At 41.9% G+C, this 14252-nt stretch carries 14 protein-coding genes and 1 other RNA gene; all 15 read left to right on the top strand.

Translation table 11 applies throughout. The features are described from left to right. The first annotated feature begins 80 nt into the window (after window positions 1-80). On the top strand, window positions 81-1265 hold the full coding sequence (locus PFZ69_RS05735) for a phosphoglycerate kinase (protein ID WP_270180048.1): 1185 nt from the start codon (window positions 81-83) through the stop codon (window positions 1263-1265). 33 nt (window positions 1266-1298) lie between these two features. Then, entirely contained in the window at window positions 1299-2060 is a 762-nt protein-coding gene (tpiA, locus tag PFZ69_RS05730; RefSeq protein WP_270180047.1) for a triose-phosphate isomerase, read from the top strand. After that, window positions 2053-3585, top strand: a complete 1533-nt coding sequence (gene gpmI / locus PFZ69_RS05725; RefSeq protein ID WP_270180046.1) for a 2,3-bisphosphoglycerate-independent phosphoglycerate mutase — start codon at window positions 2053-2055, stop codon at window positions 3583-3585. The genes tpiA and gpmI overlap by 8 nt, the downstream gene beginning before the upstream one ends. 24 nt (window positions 3586-3609) lie before the next feature. Further along, entirely contained in the window at window positions 3610-4899 is a 1290-nt protein-coding gene (gene eno / locus PFZ69_RS05720) for a phosphopyruvate hydratase (RefSeq protein ID WP_270180045.1), read from the top strand. 145 nt (window positions 4900-5044) lie between these two features. Beyond that, entirely contained in the window at window positions 5045-5275 is a 231-nt protein-coding gene (secG, locus tag PFZ69_RS05715; RefSeq protein ID WP_270180044.1) for a preprotein translocase subunit SecG, read from the top strand. 212 nt (window positions 5276-5487) lie between these two features. Next, window positions 5488-6237, top strand: a complete 750-nt coding sequence (locus PFZ69_RS05710) for an alpha/beta hydrolase (RefSeq protein WP_270180626.1) — start codon at window positions 5488-5490, stop codon at window positions 6235-6237. Window positions 6238-6270: 33 nt separating this feature from the next. Continuing rightward, window positions 6271-8586, top strand: a complete 2316-nt coding sequence (rnr, locus tag PFZ69_RS05705) for a ribonuclease R (protein ID WP_270180043.1) — start codon at window positions 6271-6273, stop codon at window positions 8584-8586. An 84-nt stretch (window positions 8587-8670) separates the two neighbouring features. Beyond that, entirely contained in the window at window positions 8671-9138 is a 468-nt protein-coding gene (smpB, locus tag PFZ69_RS05700) for an SsrA-binding protein SmpB (protein WP_270180042.1), read from the top strand. 97 nt (window positions 9139-9235) lie between these two features. Further along, window positions 9236-9594, top strand: a transfer-messenger RNA (tmRNA) gene (gene ssrA / locus PFZ69_RS05695). A gap of 215 nt (window positions 9595-9809) precedes the next feature. Further along, complete coding sequence (locus PFZ69_RS05690) at window positions 9810-10274, top strand: PTS sugar transporter subunit IIA (protein WP_270180041.1); 465 nt, start codon at window positions 9810-9812, stop codon at window positions 10272-10274. A gap of 3 nt (window positions 10275-10277) precedes the next feature. After that, entirely contained in the window at window positions 10278-10559 is a 282-nt protein-coding gene (locus PFZ69_RS05685; RefSeq protein WP_270180040.1) for a PTS sugar transporter subunit IIB, read from the top strand. A 22-nt stretch (window positions 10560-10581) separates the two neighbouring features. Continuing rightward, window positions 10582-11934, top strand: coding sequence for a PTS galactitol transporter subunit IIC (locus PFZ69_RS05680; RefSeq protein ID WP_270180039.1), 1353 nt, complete (start codon window positions 10582-10584; stop codon window positions 11932-11934). 12 nt (window positions 11935-11946) lie between these two features. Next, entirely contained in the window at window positions 11947-12591 is a 645-nt protein-coding gene (locus tag PFZ69_RS05675; protein ID WP_270180038.1) for an L-ribulose-5-phosphate 4-epimerase, read from the top strand. A gap of 171 nt (window positions 12592-12762) precedes the next feature. Continuing rightward, window positions 12763-13095, top strand: coding sequence for a bh protein (locus tag PFZ69_RS05670; protein ID WP_270180037.1), 333 nt, complete (start codon window positions 12763-12765; stop codon window positions 13093-13095). Between the two features lie 161 nt (window positions 13096-13256). After that, window positions 13257-14240 carry a thiamine pyrophosphate-dependent dehydrogenase E1 component subunit alpha gene (locus tag PFZ69_RS05665; RefSeq protein WP_270180036.1) on the top strand — a complete coding sequence of 328 codons (984 nt, stop codon included), beginning with the start codon at window positions 13257-13259 and terminating at the stop codon, window positions 14238-14240. Window positions 14241-14252: the final 12 nt, after the last annotated feature.

The raw sequence follows: 14252 nt of genomic DNA, 5'->3' as shown, positions 1-14252 counted from the left end.
TTTTAGGATAAATGTGTAGTACGTCACTTTTTATGTGAGACATTTATCTTCATTAAGACGTGCAAAGGAGGAATCCCACTATGAACAAAAAATCGATTCGTGACGTAGCGTTGCAAGGAAAAACGGTATTTTGCCGCGTTGACTTCAACGTACCTATGGAAAATGGAACAGTCACAGATGAAACGCGTATCAAAGCAGCCCTTCCTACGATTCAGTATCTATCTGAGCAAGGTGCAAAGGTGATTTTAGCAAGTCATCTTGGGCGTCCAAAAGGTGAAGTTGTCGATGAACTTCGTCTTGATCCTGTAGCTGATCGTTTGAGTGACCTTATTGGCAAGACTGTCACAAAAACAGATGCAGTCTATGGTGATGAAGTAAACCGTGCGATCAGTGATCTTGAAGAAGGTGACCTTCTATTGATCGAAAACGTACGTTTTGAAGCTGGTGAAGAGAAGAACGATGCTGATCTTGCGAAAGAATTTGCTAAAATGGCAGATCTTTTCGTGAACGACGCATTCGGAGCAGCTCACCGTGCTCATGCTTCAACTGAAGGGATCGCACATCACATTCCTGCTGTAGCTGGTTTCTTAATGGAAAAAGAGCTTGAAGTACTAGGTAGTGCGTTAACAGAGCCTTCTCGTCCATTTACTGCAATCGTAGGTGGTGCGAAGGTGAAAGATAAGATCGGTGTGATCGATCACTTGCTCGATAAAGTGGACAACTTGATCATCGGTGGTGGTCTTGCTTATACATTTGTAAAAGCACTCGGCCACGAGATCGGTAAATCACTTCTTGAAGAAGATAAGATCGAGCTTGCGAAATCCTTCATGGATAAAGCGAAAGAAAAAGGCGTTAATTTCTATATGCCAGAAGACGTTATCATTGGCGATGATTTTTCTAACGATGCGAACACAAAAGCAGTAAGCATCGAGGAAATTCCATCTGATTGGGAAGCTCTTGATATCGGACCAAAAACAAGAGAAACGTACAAAAGCGTTATCCAAGATTCCAAACTCGTTATTTGGAATGGTCCAATGGGAGTTTTCGAACTAGATGTGTATGCGAATGGTACGAAGGCAGTAGCTGAAGCACTTGCTGAAGCAAACGATACTTACTCAGTTATCGGGGGCGGAGACTCCGCAGCGGCTGTTGAGAAGTTTGGCTATGCTGATCGTATGAGCCACATTTCTACTGGCGGCGGTGCATCACTTGAGTTCATGGAGGGTAAAGACCTTCCAGGAGTGGTTGCACTCAACGATAAATAAATTACATTACTACCAAAAGGATGGTGAGTGAACATGCGTAAACCAATCATCGCAGGGAACTGGAAGATGAACAAAACACTTACTGAAACGAAGAACTTCGTAGATGAAGTAAAAGGACTAATTCCAAGTGCCGACCGCGTGGATTCAGTCGTCTGTGCTCCAGCTCTTTTCCTTGATTATCTAACGGATGAGCTTAAAGACAATGCGCTAATGACTGGTGCACAAAACATGCACTTTGAAGAAAACGGAGCGTTCACAGGGGAAATTAGCCCTGTAGCACTTAACGATCTTGGCGTAGAATATGTCATCCTTGGTCACTCTGAGCGTCGTGAACTGTTTGGTGAAACGGACGAAATCGTAAATCAAAAAGTCCATGCTGCGTTCAAACACAATATGACTCCGATCATTTGCGTTGGTGAAACGTTAGAACAGCGTGAAAGCAATGTAACGGAAGACGTTGTGAAGGTTCAAGTTCAAAAAGCAATCGCTGGCTTAACGAACGAACAAGTTGCTCAATCTGTTATTGCTTATGAACCAATCTGGGCAATCGGAACTGGTAAAACAGCAACAAGCGAGCAGGCGAATGATGTTTGTGCATTTATTCGTAACGTTCTTAAAGAAGAAACGACTGAAGAGACAGCAAACGCTGTTCGAATTCAGTACGGTGGCAGTGTAAAACCTGCTAATATTGAAGAGCTTATGAGTCAGTCTGATATCGATGGTGCTCTTGTTGGTGGCGCTAGTCTTGATGCGAAGTCTTTCCTACAGCTTTTGGAGGCTGGTCAGAATGCCTAAAAAGCCAAATGCTCTTATCATTCTCGATGGCTTTGGCCTAAGAGATGAAGAGAAAGGAAATGCAGTAGCACAGGCGAATAAGCCTAATTTTGATCGCTATTGGAATCAGTTCCCACACGCAACTCTTGAAGCGTCTGGAGAGGCCGTTGGTCTTCCAGAAGGACAAATGGGTAACTCTGAAGTTGGACACTTGAATATCGGTGCCGGCCGTATCGTATATCAAAGTTTAACGAGAGTGAACCTTGCTATTAAAGAAGGCGACTTCTATGAAAACCAAACATTTATTGAAGCGATGGATCACGCTATCGAAAAGGGAACAAGCCTACACTTGTTCGGCCTTCTATCAGATGGTGGAATTCATAGTCACATCAAGCACCTTTTCGCTCTACTTGAGCTTGCAGCGAAGAAAGGTGTAAAGAATGTTTATGTTCATGGCTTTCTAGATGGTAGAGATGTTGGTCAGAAATCAGCGAAGACCTACATCAAACAGCTTCAAGATAAGATGGACGACCTCGGAGTAGGGCGCCTTGCAACGATTTCGGGCCGTTACTATTCGATGGATCGTGATAAGCGATGGGACCGAGTAGAGAAATCTTACCAGGCGATTGCTTATGGTGAAGGTCCATCTTACAAAGATCCATTTGAAGTGATCGATGATAACTACAAGAATGAAATCTACGATGAGTTCGTTCTTCCTTCAGTGCTAACTGAAGAAGACGGCTCTCCAATTGCGACGGTAGATAGCGAGGATGCAGTCATCTTCTTTAACTTCCGTCCCGACCGAGCAATTCAGATTTCACAAGTCTTTACGAACGAAGATTTCCGTGGCTTTGACCGTGGAGAAAACCGTCCTAAAGACATTTACTTTGTATCTTTGACACACTTCAGTGAAACTGTGGGTGGAGACGTAGCTTTCAAACCAGTTAACTTAGATAATACGCTTGGTGAGGCGCTATCTCAGCAGGACTATACTCAGCTTCGTATCGCAGAAACTGAAAAATATCCTCACGTAACGTTCTTCTTTAGCGGTGGACGTGAAGAGGAATTCCCAGGGGAAGAGCGTATTTTAATTGATTCTCCTAAGGTTGCAACCTATGATTTGAAGCCGGAAATGAGTGCTTATGAAGTGACGGACGCGTTACTAAAAGAACTCGATGCGGATAAACATGATGCGATCATCTTGAATTTTGCTAACCCTGACATGGTAGGGCATTCCGGAATGCTCGAACCTACAGTCAAAGCCATCGAAGCTGTTGACGAATGTCTTGGTAAGATCGTTGACAAGATTAAAGAAAAAGGCGGAAATGCAATCATTACCGCTGACCACGGGAACTCGGATGAAGTGACTACACTCGATGGTGATGCGATGACAGCACATACAACGAGTCCCGTACCTGTAATCGTTACGAAAGAAGGAGTAGAGCTTCGTACAGATGGTATTCTTGCGGACTTATCACCAACCCTTCTTGAATTACTAGGTGGAAACCAACCTAAAGAAATGACAGGAAAATCGTTAATTAAGTAATTCACATTAAAAGGAGATGACATTATGCCAATCATTACTGACGTTTATGCACGCGAAGTCCTAGACTCTCGTGGCAATCCAACAGTTGAAGTAGAAGTATTTACAGATGCGGGCGTAAAAGCACGCGCAATGGTACCTTCAGGTGCATCCACTGGCGAATACGAAGCAGTTGAGCTTCGTGATGGCGACAAAGGCCGTTACCTTGGTAAAGGTGTAGAAAAAGCAGTAGCAAACATTAACGAAACAATCGCTCCTGAGCTAGTAGGCATGAGCGTTTACGACCAGCTTGGTATCGACAACATGATGATCGATATGGACGGTACTGACAACAAAGCGAAACTAGGCGCTAACGCGATCCTAGGCGTTTCTATGGCTGTAGCTCGTGCAGCTGCTGAAGAGCTTGAGCTTCCACTATATGTTTACCTTGGTGGATTCAACGCGAAAACTCTTCCAACACCGATGATGAACATCCTAAACGGTGGTGAACATGCTGATAACAACGTAGACATCCAAGAATTCATGGTTATGCCTGTTGGCGCACCTTCTTTCAAGGAAGCACTACGTACTGGTGCAGAGATCTTCCACAGCTTAAAAGGTGTTCTTAAAGAAAAAGGTCTTAACACTTCTGTAGGTGACGAAGGTGGATTCGCTCCTAACCTTGGTTCAAACGAAGAAGCGATCCAAACGATCATCGAAGCAATTGAAAAAGCAGGCTACAAGCCTGGCGAAGAAGTTATGCTAGCTCTTGATGTAGCATCTTCTGAAATCTACAAAGACGGTAAATACAATCTTGCTGGAGAAGGTGTTGTAAAAACATCTGACGAAATGATTGAATTCTACAGCCAGCTTTGTGAAAAATACCCAATCATCTCGATCGAAGACGGTCTAGACGAAAACGATTGGGAAGGCTGGGAGAAGCTGACTCAAGCACTTGGTGAGAAAGTACAGCTTGTTGGTGACGATCTATTCGTTACAAACACAAACAAACTTTCTGAAGGTATCGAGCGTAGCGTTGGTAACTCAATTCTAATCAAAGTGAACCAAATCGGTACACTTACTGAAACGTTCGAAGCAATCGAAATGGCGAAGCGCGCTGGTTATACAGCTGTTATCTCTCACCGTTCTGGTGAAACAGAAGATACAACGATCGCTGATATCGCAGTTGCAACAAACGCTGGACAAATTAAAACAGGCGCACCGTCTCGTACGGATCGCGTTGCGAAGTACAACCAACTTCTTCGTATCGAAGATGAGCTTGAGCACCTTGCAGTTTACGGTGGTAAGACAAGCTTCTATAACCTTGCTAACAAGTAAGGTCATTCACTCCCCCTCATGTTAATCATGAGGGGGTTTTTGTGTTAGGCTGAAAGTAACGAGGGTTTCCGAAATTTATTGCTTTTATTGAAATTTTTGTGGTAAATTTATAGTATTGGAAGGTTAATGTCCGGGAGGTGGAATCATGCATCTAGCAGCATCTATTGCGTTAATCATCGTATCGATCTTACTAATCACTGTCGTATTGCTTCAATCAAGTAAAAGCGCAGGTTTATCAGGAGCAATTACTGGTGGCGCTGAACAGTTATTCGGAAAGCAAAAAGCTCGCGGTTTTGAAGCCGTATTAAATAAAGTGACGGTCGTACTCGCCGTATTATTCTTTGTTCTTTCTATTTTAGTTGCGTACCTCGTGTAACGCAGGAGGCAGCAAGTGATGAACCACTTGCTGCTTTTTTATTTTTTAAAACTCAATGGTTTTTTACATAAGCATTCAGGGAAGGAAAATTAAAAGGAGCACTTTCCTTTAGCCTCCTTGGTGGAAAAGGTAAAATACAGATAGAATTTATAATCAAACTAATCAAAGGAAAAGCTACATGAGAGAAGTAGAGCTTTTGAAGGAGGAAACACATCATGAAAGTTGTTGCACCAAAACCTTTTACATTCGAAGGAGGTAATAGGGCGGTATTGATGCTTCATGGTTTTACAGGAAATTCAGCCGACGTCCGAATGATGGGCAGGTATTTACAGGAGCAGGGCTACACTTGTCATGCCCCGCAATACAAAGGACACGGCGTGCCGCCTGAAGAACTAGTACATACAGGTCCGTCTGATTGGTGGAAAGATGTTCAAGAAGGATATAACAAGCTTAAGGAAATGGGCCATGACGAAATTGCAGTAGTGGGATTATCTCTCGGAGGCGTATTTTCCCTAAAGCTCGGCTATACTGTTCCTGTGAAGGGAATCGTACCCATGTGTGCGCCGATGGATATGAAAGACGAAGAAACAATGTATGAGGGCGTACTCGCATATGCGAGAGAATATAAAAAATACGAGCGAAAATCTCCTGAACAGATTGAAGAGGAAATGGAAGCGTTCAAGGAAACACCGATGAATACACTAGGTGAATTACGAGATTTGATCTACGATGTAAGAGATAACATCGATATGATCTATGCACCCACTTTTGTCGTCCAAGCGAGAAACGATGAAATGATCAATACGGATAGTGCGAATGTCGTCCATGACAATATCGAATCTGATGAGAAAAGCTTAAAATGGTATGAGAATTCAACACATGTCATCACGTTAGGAAAAGAAAAGGAAGTCCTTCATAAGGATGTGCTCGAGTTTCTTAATGGACTGGACTGGAAAGAATAATACGTTAATTTGTTTGAAGGAAGGTGAAACGATATGGCAGAAGAACATGTACAAAAAATATTGAGCTACATGAAAGACGAGGCATATAAACCATTAACGGTTAAAGAACTTGAAGAAGTGTTCGGTATTCAAGATTCGAGTGAATTCAAAGATTTCGTTCAAACGTTAAATATGATGGAAGACGATGGTTTGATTGTGAGGACCCGCACGAATCGATATGGTTTACCAGAGAAGATGAACCTCGTTCGTGGTAAACTTCAGGTTCATGCGAAAGGATTTGCGTTTCTACTCGCTGAAGGCGAAACGGATGAGAAGGATGTTTACATTAATCAAGGCGATTTGAACGGAGCGATGAACGGTGACCGTGTTATCGTGCGTTTGCATTCTAAATCTTCCGGCTCACGTCCTGAAGGAACCGTAATTAGAATCATCGAGCGTGGTGTGAAGCGAACCGTCGGAACATATTCTGATAGTAAGCACTTTGGTTTTGTGATAGCGGATGACAAACGAATTCCGCATGATATTTTTATTCCAAAAGGCTCGACTGCTGGAGCCGTTGATGGTCACAAGGTAGTAGTTGAGATTACAAAATATCCTGAAGGAAGAATGAGTGCGGAAGGAAAGATAACGGAAATCCTCGGTCATAAAAATGATCCTGGTGTTGATATTCTTTCCATCATCCACAAACATGAGCTTCCGGGAGAATTTCCTGATGCTGCTATGGAACAAGCGACAAACACGCCCGATCAGATCGATGAGAAAGAAATTGAAGGTCGACGAGATCTTCGAAACGAAACGATTGTAACGATCGATGGTGCAGATGCAAAGGACCTTGACGATGCGGTTAACGTTGAAAAATTATCGAATGGTAATTACAAGCTTGGCGTTCACATCGCAGATGTCACCTATTATGTAAAAGAAAACTCGCCGATTGATCAAGAAGCGTTAGAAAGAGGGACGAGCGTTTACCTCGTGGATCGCGTCATTCCGATGATTCCACACCGTTTATCAAATGGAATCTGTAGTTTGAATCCACAGGTCGACCGCTTAACGATTTCTTGTGAGATGGAAATCACCCCTGGTGGTGAAGTCGTTCATCATGAAATCTTCCCAAGTGTGATCAAAACGACTGAACGCATGACATACACGGATGTGCGGAAAATATTAAATCGTGAAGATGATGAGGTAATCGAACGATATAAATCGCTCGTACCGTTCTTTGATGGTATGGGTGAACTTGCTGAAATCCTGCGCAAAAACCGCTTCGAGCGAGGCGCGATCGACTTTGACTTCGCTGAAGCAAAGGTTCTTGTAGATGATGAAGGCAGCCCACAAGACATCGTTTTGAGAGAACGATCTGTAGCTGAGCGCCTTATCGAAGAATTCATGCTCGTAGCTAACGAAACGGTCGCGCAGCATTTCCACTGGATGGATGTTCCGTTTATGTATCGTATTCACGAAGATCCCGACTCTGAAAAGCTAGATACGTTCTTTGAGTTCATTACGAACTTCGGGTATGCGATTCGAGGTAATGCGAATACCGTACACCCTCGTGCACTTCAAGAATTATTAGAGGAAGTAAGAGGTGAGCCAGAAGAAGCAGTCATTAGTAAGATTATGCTTCGTTCGATGCAACAGGCTAAGTATTTCCCTGAAAGCCTGGGGCACTTTGGTCTTTCGACTGATTTCTATACTCACTTTACCTCTCCAATCCGTCGTTATCCTGACTTGATCGTACACCGTTTGATCCGTACGTATCTATTTGAGAAGAAGGTAGACAACCAAACACGTGAGAAGTGGCAAGCTGCCCTTGGAGAAATTGCCCAGCATGCTTCAGCAATGGAAAGAAGAGCTGTCGATGCCGAGCGTGAAACGGATGATCTGAAGAAAGCGCAGTTTATGGAAGATAAAGTTGGGGAAGAGTTTGAAGGTGTGATCAGTGGCGTTACGAACTTCGGCCTGTTTGTTGAACTTCCTAACACGATCGAAGGCCTCGTCCATGTGAGTTACTTAACCGACGACTATTACCACTATGACGAAGGCGCGTACGCCATGATCGGTGAACGGACAGGGAATGTTTATCGAATCGGTGACGAGATTTCGATTCGTGTCCAAAATGTTAATGTTGATGAACGCGCGATTGATTTTGAAATCGTCGGCATGAAGCCACCGAAGCAGCGTCGCCGTAAAGAAATTCCGAAGGTGATCCAGGGTGGTAAGCGTAAGAAACGTGGTAAGTCCAACAAAACGACGGATGCTGGTGCTAAGAAGCGGAAGTTCACACCGCCGAAAAACAGTCAAGGCACCAAGAAATCCAAAAAGAAAAAACGTAAGCCAGGTAAACGATAACTACAGCTGGTCGGAATGAGTCATCTTGACTTATTCTGACCATCTTGTTATACTGGTTTTTGACGCTTGAGAGGGGGAACGGTCATGCCAAAAGGTGATGGAAATCTTATTGCTCAAAATAAGAAAGCAAGACATGATTATTCAGTTGAAGAAACGTACGAAGCAGGGCTTGTTTTACAAGGAACTGAAATTAAATCCATCCGAGCAAGACGCGTGAACCTGAAGGATTCTCATGCGATCATTCGTAAGGGCGAAGTTTACTTGATCAATATGCACATCAATGAGTATGAGCAGGGGAACAGATATAACCATGATCCTACACGTACTCGTAAGCTACTGATGAAGCGTAAAGAAATCGATAAACTGATCGGACTTACGAAAGAGCAAGGCTATACGCTTATTCCTTTAAAGCTCTATATAAAGAACGGATATGCAAAAGTTCTAATAGGTCTTGCAAAAGGTAAGAAAAAGTATGATAAGCGTCAAGATCTAAAACAAAAAACAATGAAGCGTGAGATCGACAAAGCTCTGAAAGAGCGTCAGAAGATATAATTTCCAGTTGATTACAAACGCTCATATGTTATACTAAAAAGTACCGAAACAAGTTAATAAGCGATAAGCGCTTCCCGTTTTCGGTTCTCATTCACATGGGGACGTTACGGATTCGACAGGGATAGGTCGAGCTTAAGTCGCGAGTCGAGTTGGCGAGCTACGTTAAAAACGCCACGCCTATAATTGGCAAAGAAAACAACAACTTCGCACTAGCAGCATAAACTGCTTTGCGGTTCCTCCCTCCATCGCCCATGTGGTAGGGTAAGGGACTCAACTTAAGTGGGATACGCCAACGATCCACCGTCTGAGGAAAGTTGGAAGAGATCAATCAGACTAGCTGCAAGGAAGCCTGTCGTTAGGCCGAATTGTAGTGAAACGCTAATATAACGACTACACTCGTAGAAGCTTAAGTGCCGATATTTCTGGACGTGGGTTCGACTCCCACCGTCTCCACCAATACATATGTTGGTGGTTTTTTAATTACCTATTAATGTTTAACAATATAGACTTATATTCACCATATCGATTAGTAAAAGGCTACAGAATTATTCTGTAGCTATTTTTTTGTTATAAAAAGACTAATATTTCAGAAAAATGTTGAAAATCTATTCTTGAAGGTTTAAGATGTTTATAAATGTTCGTACATTGAACAAATGTAAAGGAGGGTTGATATGGGAAAAGTCAGTGATTACATTGTAGACTTTAAACGGTTAAGCGAGTTTTCTGTTGAAAAGGTGTTACGTCGTTTATCTGATTCATTAATTGAAAGCGGTTACGCAAAAGATAGTTTTCTAAGGTCCGTTCTTGAGAGAGAGGAAACTTACCCGACTGGTTTACCTGCTTCAATCGGTGTAGCTATACCGCACACTGATCCACATCACATTCATAAACCAGGGATAAGTATTGGAGTTCTGCAAGAACCTGTTGTATTTCAAATGATGGGAAATTCCTCTGAGCGTATTCATGTTGAGATCGTTTTCATGCTTGCCATTAAAGATCCGAAAGAACAAGTAAAACTTCTTCAATCATTAATGGAACTGATACAAAGTGAAGAATTATTATCTAGGCTTAAGGAATGTAATAGTCTTGATGAAGTGAAAAGTAGTTTAACAATAATACCAATTGGGAGTGATTAAGTAATGGCGAAAAAAATAGCGGTCATTTGTGGCACAGGAGCAGCGACTTCGACAATCATTATGTCCAAGCTTTCAAAATTTCTAAAAGAGAAGGAAATCAATGCCCAGACGACTCAATCTAATGTTAACGCGATTGCAAACAGTTATAAAGATTTTGATTTAATCGTTTCTACAACTCATGTTCCAAACTCGGTCACTACAAAGACCATCAATGCTGTACCTATACTTACTGGCATAGGTGCTGACAAGGTATTTGCAGAAATTGAAGAAGAACTGAAAGAATAGTACAGGATAAAGGGAGGTTCATATGGCGATTCTTGAATACATTGTAGGACTTGGTCCCTCAGTCATGCTGCCTGTGATTATTTTTTTATTCGGTTTACTTGTAAAGGCTTCCCCCAGTACTGCGTTTCGCTCAGGGTTGATCGTAGGAATAGGATTTGTGGGTATCAATCTAGTCATTGGTTTACTAGTGAATAGTCTTGGACCTGCAGCAAAAGACATGGTTAATAATCTTGGAGTCGACCTTAATATCATTGATGTAGGGTGGCCAGCAACATCTGCCATTTCATTTGGGTCTACTGTAGGAGCGCTCGCTATACCGATTGGACTTGCTGTAAACATGGTGATGTTGTTCTTTGGCCTTACCAAAACATTGAACGTAGATTTATGGAACCTCTGGCATGTGGCGTTCACAGGTGCTCTCGTATCCATTCTTACAGGAAGTTTAGCCATGGGGATCGTTACAGCATTCGTTCATACGATTATTATCCTTGTACTTGCAGATTTAACAGCAAAGCACGTTCAGGATTATTATGGCTATCCAAATATCTCTTTCCCTCATGGAACATCTACTCCATATTATCTGATTGCTCTCCCTATGAATAAACTATTTGATGCTATACCTGGAGTACGAAATATAAAAGCAGATCCAGATACGATCCAAAAGCGATTGGGTGTTTTCGGTGAGCCAATGGTACTTGGACTTATTCTAGGTGCATTTATAGGCGTACTTGCGGGGTGGAATGTTCAAGAAGTTCTTCTTCTTGGAGTACAAATGGCTGCTGTTATGCTCTTATTACCTCGCGTTACTGCTATTTTAATGGAAGGATTGATGCCGATTTCAGAAGCTGCAGGTGACCTAGTCAAAAAACGCTTTCCAAATCGAGATCTTTATATTGGAATGGATTCAGCGCTTGCAGTAGGCCAACCTGCAGTTATTGCCTCAACTCTTCTCCTCATTCCTATCGTGTTAGGTATTGCAGCATTTCTTCCTGGGAATAGAGTATTACCATTTGCAGACTTAGTAACGATTCCGTTCATTATATGTTTAATGGTACCTGTTTTTAGAGGGAATGTATTCAGGACAGTTGTTACAGGTGGTGTTGCTATAGGATTAGGGTTGTTGATCGCAACGTACATCTCTCCAATTTTTACAACCGCTGCTATGAATGCTGGATTTGAATTTCCTCAAGGTACAAATCAAATTTCTTCTCTAGTAGACGGAGCTGTACCTACGACCGCTATAATGGTTTTTGCTAGCAAACTCGGCTATGTTGGCCTACTAGGCATAGGCTTAATATTTCTAGTAGTTGCCTTTTATCAAAAGAAAAAGACAGCTAAGCTTGAGGCTGAAAGGAAGGAAGAATATAGTGCATAAGAGGTGAGATCTGTGCTTGAAGCTTTAAAAGAAAGGGTTTGTGCACTAAATCGGCGTTTACCAACTGAGGGGCTAGTGAAGTTGACGAGCGGCAATGTAAGTGGAAGGGATCCTTCAACAGGTTTGATCATCATGAAACCAAGCGGAATGCCATATGAAGAGATGAGATCAGAAGATATGCTTGTCATGAGGGAGTGTGGACATATTCTTGAAGGAACTTGTGCGCCTTCTGTAGATACAGAAACACATTTAGAAATATACAAACATAAGTTAGACATACACGGCGTTGTTCATACACATTCAAATTATGCAACTAGCTTTGCTGCACTTGGCTTGGAAATACCACCTGCCATTACATCTGTAGCGAACTACTTCGGGGGACCCGTACCAGTTGGGCCATATGTATCTGTTGGTGGAAAAGCTATTGGAGAGGCAATATTGCAATATATAGGCCGCTCAACTGCCATACTCATGAAAAATCATGGAGTGTTTACTGTCGGAAGTTCGCCAGAAGCCGCTTTTAAGTCAGCAGTGGTTGTAGAAGATGTCGCAAAAACAATTCACTTGGCTATGGCGATCGGAAAACCAGTATTATTAACAGAGGATCAAGTTGAATCAGCTTTTGAATTTTATCAATATGAATACGGACAAAAATAGTCATTAAAAAACAGGGATGCTAAAAAGCCTCCCTGTTTCTTTTGTGAGAATATGGTATAATTTATGAACTATTGCTATACATTGTAACCGATGTCATATTTTGATTTCGGGATAGTATGACTCTCTCTGTAACTAAGGTGAAGAAAACAATGGTGTAAGGGGAGGATAACATTGAAGAGAAATGAGATGGACTTTGAACTCTTTTGTTTACATTGCCAGGAGCACGAGGAGCACCATTTCACTTATATAAATGGAGAAATATCGAAGGTTAAGTGCACGAACTGTGGTCACGAACTTGAGTTTAAAGTAGATTTAATGAAGGAGTTTTCAAGAGAGTTATATGAAAAGATTGCTCGGAAGCCTCAACGGTTGACGAAAGAATATAAAGAAGACTTTAGTAAATTTATTTCTTCAATACCAGTTCGAATTGTAAAAAAACCTTATTCTGTATATCGCTATCTAAAAGATACAAGAGATGTGTTCAGTAATTATAATAAGAAATAGACTAAAGAATCCTGCCTTAACTGGCAGGATTTTTTTATTACCTAATCTGCTTACAAAAACTTAGAATAATCAGTTGTTACCACTTGACGGAAAATTCTAAAAAAAGTATGATGTTAACAAATGTTACTTATAAGAACAAATGTAAAGGGAGGAAATAAAAAATGGAGAAAACGTTTAATCTACCGTCCCATATCACAACTGATAAGCTCAAAGACCTCTACAAGCAAATGTGGCTGATCCGTTATTTTGATGAAAAGGTCGATCAATTTTTCGCTAAAGGATTAATTCATGGAACAACGCATTTGTGTGTTGGGCAGGAAGCCTCAGCTGCTGGAGCAATTGCAGCTCTTCAGGATATAGATAAGATCACAAGTACACATAGAGGGCATGGACATTGTATTGCTAAAGGGGCACGCACAGATAAAATGATGGCTGAATTGTTTGGACGTGTTACAGGATATTGCAAAGGAAAAGGTGGGTCTATGCATATCGCAGACCTCGAAAAAGGGAATTTAGGAGCAAATGGCATCGTAGGTGGAGGTATACCTCTCGCAGTAGGAGCGGCATTAACTTCTAAAATGAAGAACGAAGGTTATGTTGTGCTTTGTTTCTTTGGAGACGGTGCAAGTAACGAAGGAAGTTTTCATGAGTCACTTAACTTAGCTTCCATTTGGGGACTTCCTGTTGTATTCATTTGTGAAAACAACCAATATGGAATGTCAGGTGCTGCGAAAGATATGATCAATATCCCAGATATTGCGGACCGTGCTGGGAGTTATGGAATCAAAGGGGAAGTGGTTGACGGCAATGACTTGGTCGAAATTATTAATACTGTATACGACGCTGTAGAAGATGCTCGTGATGGAAATGGTCCAGCGTTAATTGAAGTGAAAACGTATCGTTGGAAGGGCCACTCAAAAAGTGATGCAAAGAAATACAGGACGAGAGAAGAAGAGCAAGAGTGGAGAAGTAAAGATGGAATCAAACGGTTCAAAGAATTATTGATTGAAGAACGTGTTTTAACTGAAGAACTTGCTGAAGAGCTACAACAAGAGGCTAAACAGGAGATTGAAGATGCGGTGAGATTTGCTGAGAATAGTAAAGAGCCGTCCATAGACACATTATTGGAAGACGTATACGCATAAAGGGGGAGATGA

It is taken from the genome of Alkalihalobacillus sp. CinArs1 (genome assembly GCF_947387515.1).
Lineage (GTDB): Bacteria > Bacillota > Bacilli > Bacillales > Guptibacillaceae > Guptibacillus.
This window is presented reverse-complemented; position numbering and strand designations above follow the sequence as displayed.

Bases quoted from the DNA above. Each gene is read 5' to 3' on its own strand.
- PFZ69_RS05735 (WP_270180048.1), top strand. From the start codon at position 81: ATGAACAAAAAATCGATTCGTGACGTAGCGTTGCAAGGAAAAACGGTA.
- tpiA (WP_270180047.1), top strand. From the start codon at position 1,299: ATGCGTAAACCAATCATCGCAGGGAACTGGAAGATGAACAAAACACTT.
- gpmI (WP_270180046.1), top strand. From the start codon at position 2,053: ATGCCTAAAAAGCCAAATGCTCTTATCATTCTCGATGGCTTTGGCCTA.
- eno (WP_270180045.1), top strand. From the start codon at position 3,610: ATGCCAATCATTACTGACGTTTATGCACGCGAAGTCCTAGACTCTCGT.
- secG (WP_270180044.1), top strand. From the start codon at position 5,045: ATGCATCTAGCAGCATCTATTGCGTTAATCATCGTATCGATCTTACTA.
- rnr (WP_270180043.1), top strand. From the start codon at position 6,271: ATGGCAGAAGAACATGTACAAAAAATATTGAGCTACATGAAAGACGAG.
- smpB (WP_270180042.1), top strand. From the start codon at position 8,671: ATGCCAAAAGGTGATGGAAATCTTATTGCTCAAAATAAGAAAGCAAGA.
- PFZ69_RS05690 (WP_270180041.1), top strand. From the start codon at position 9,810: ATGGGAAAAGTCAGTGATTACATTGTAGACTTTAAACGGTTAAGCGAG.
- PFZ69_RS05685 (WP_270180040.1), top strand. From the start codon at position 10,278: ATGGCGAAAAAAATAGCGGTCATTTGTGGCACAGGAGCAGCGACTTCG.
- PFZ69_RS05680 (WP_270180039.1), top strand. From the start codon at position 10,582: ATGGCGATTCTTGAATACATTGTAGGACTTGGTCCCTCAGTCATGCTG.
- PFZ69_RS05665 (WP_270180036.1), top strand. From the start codon at position 13,257: ATGGAGAAAACGTTTAATCTACCGTCCCATATCACAACTGATAAGCTC.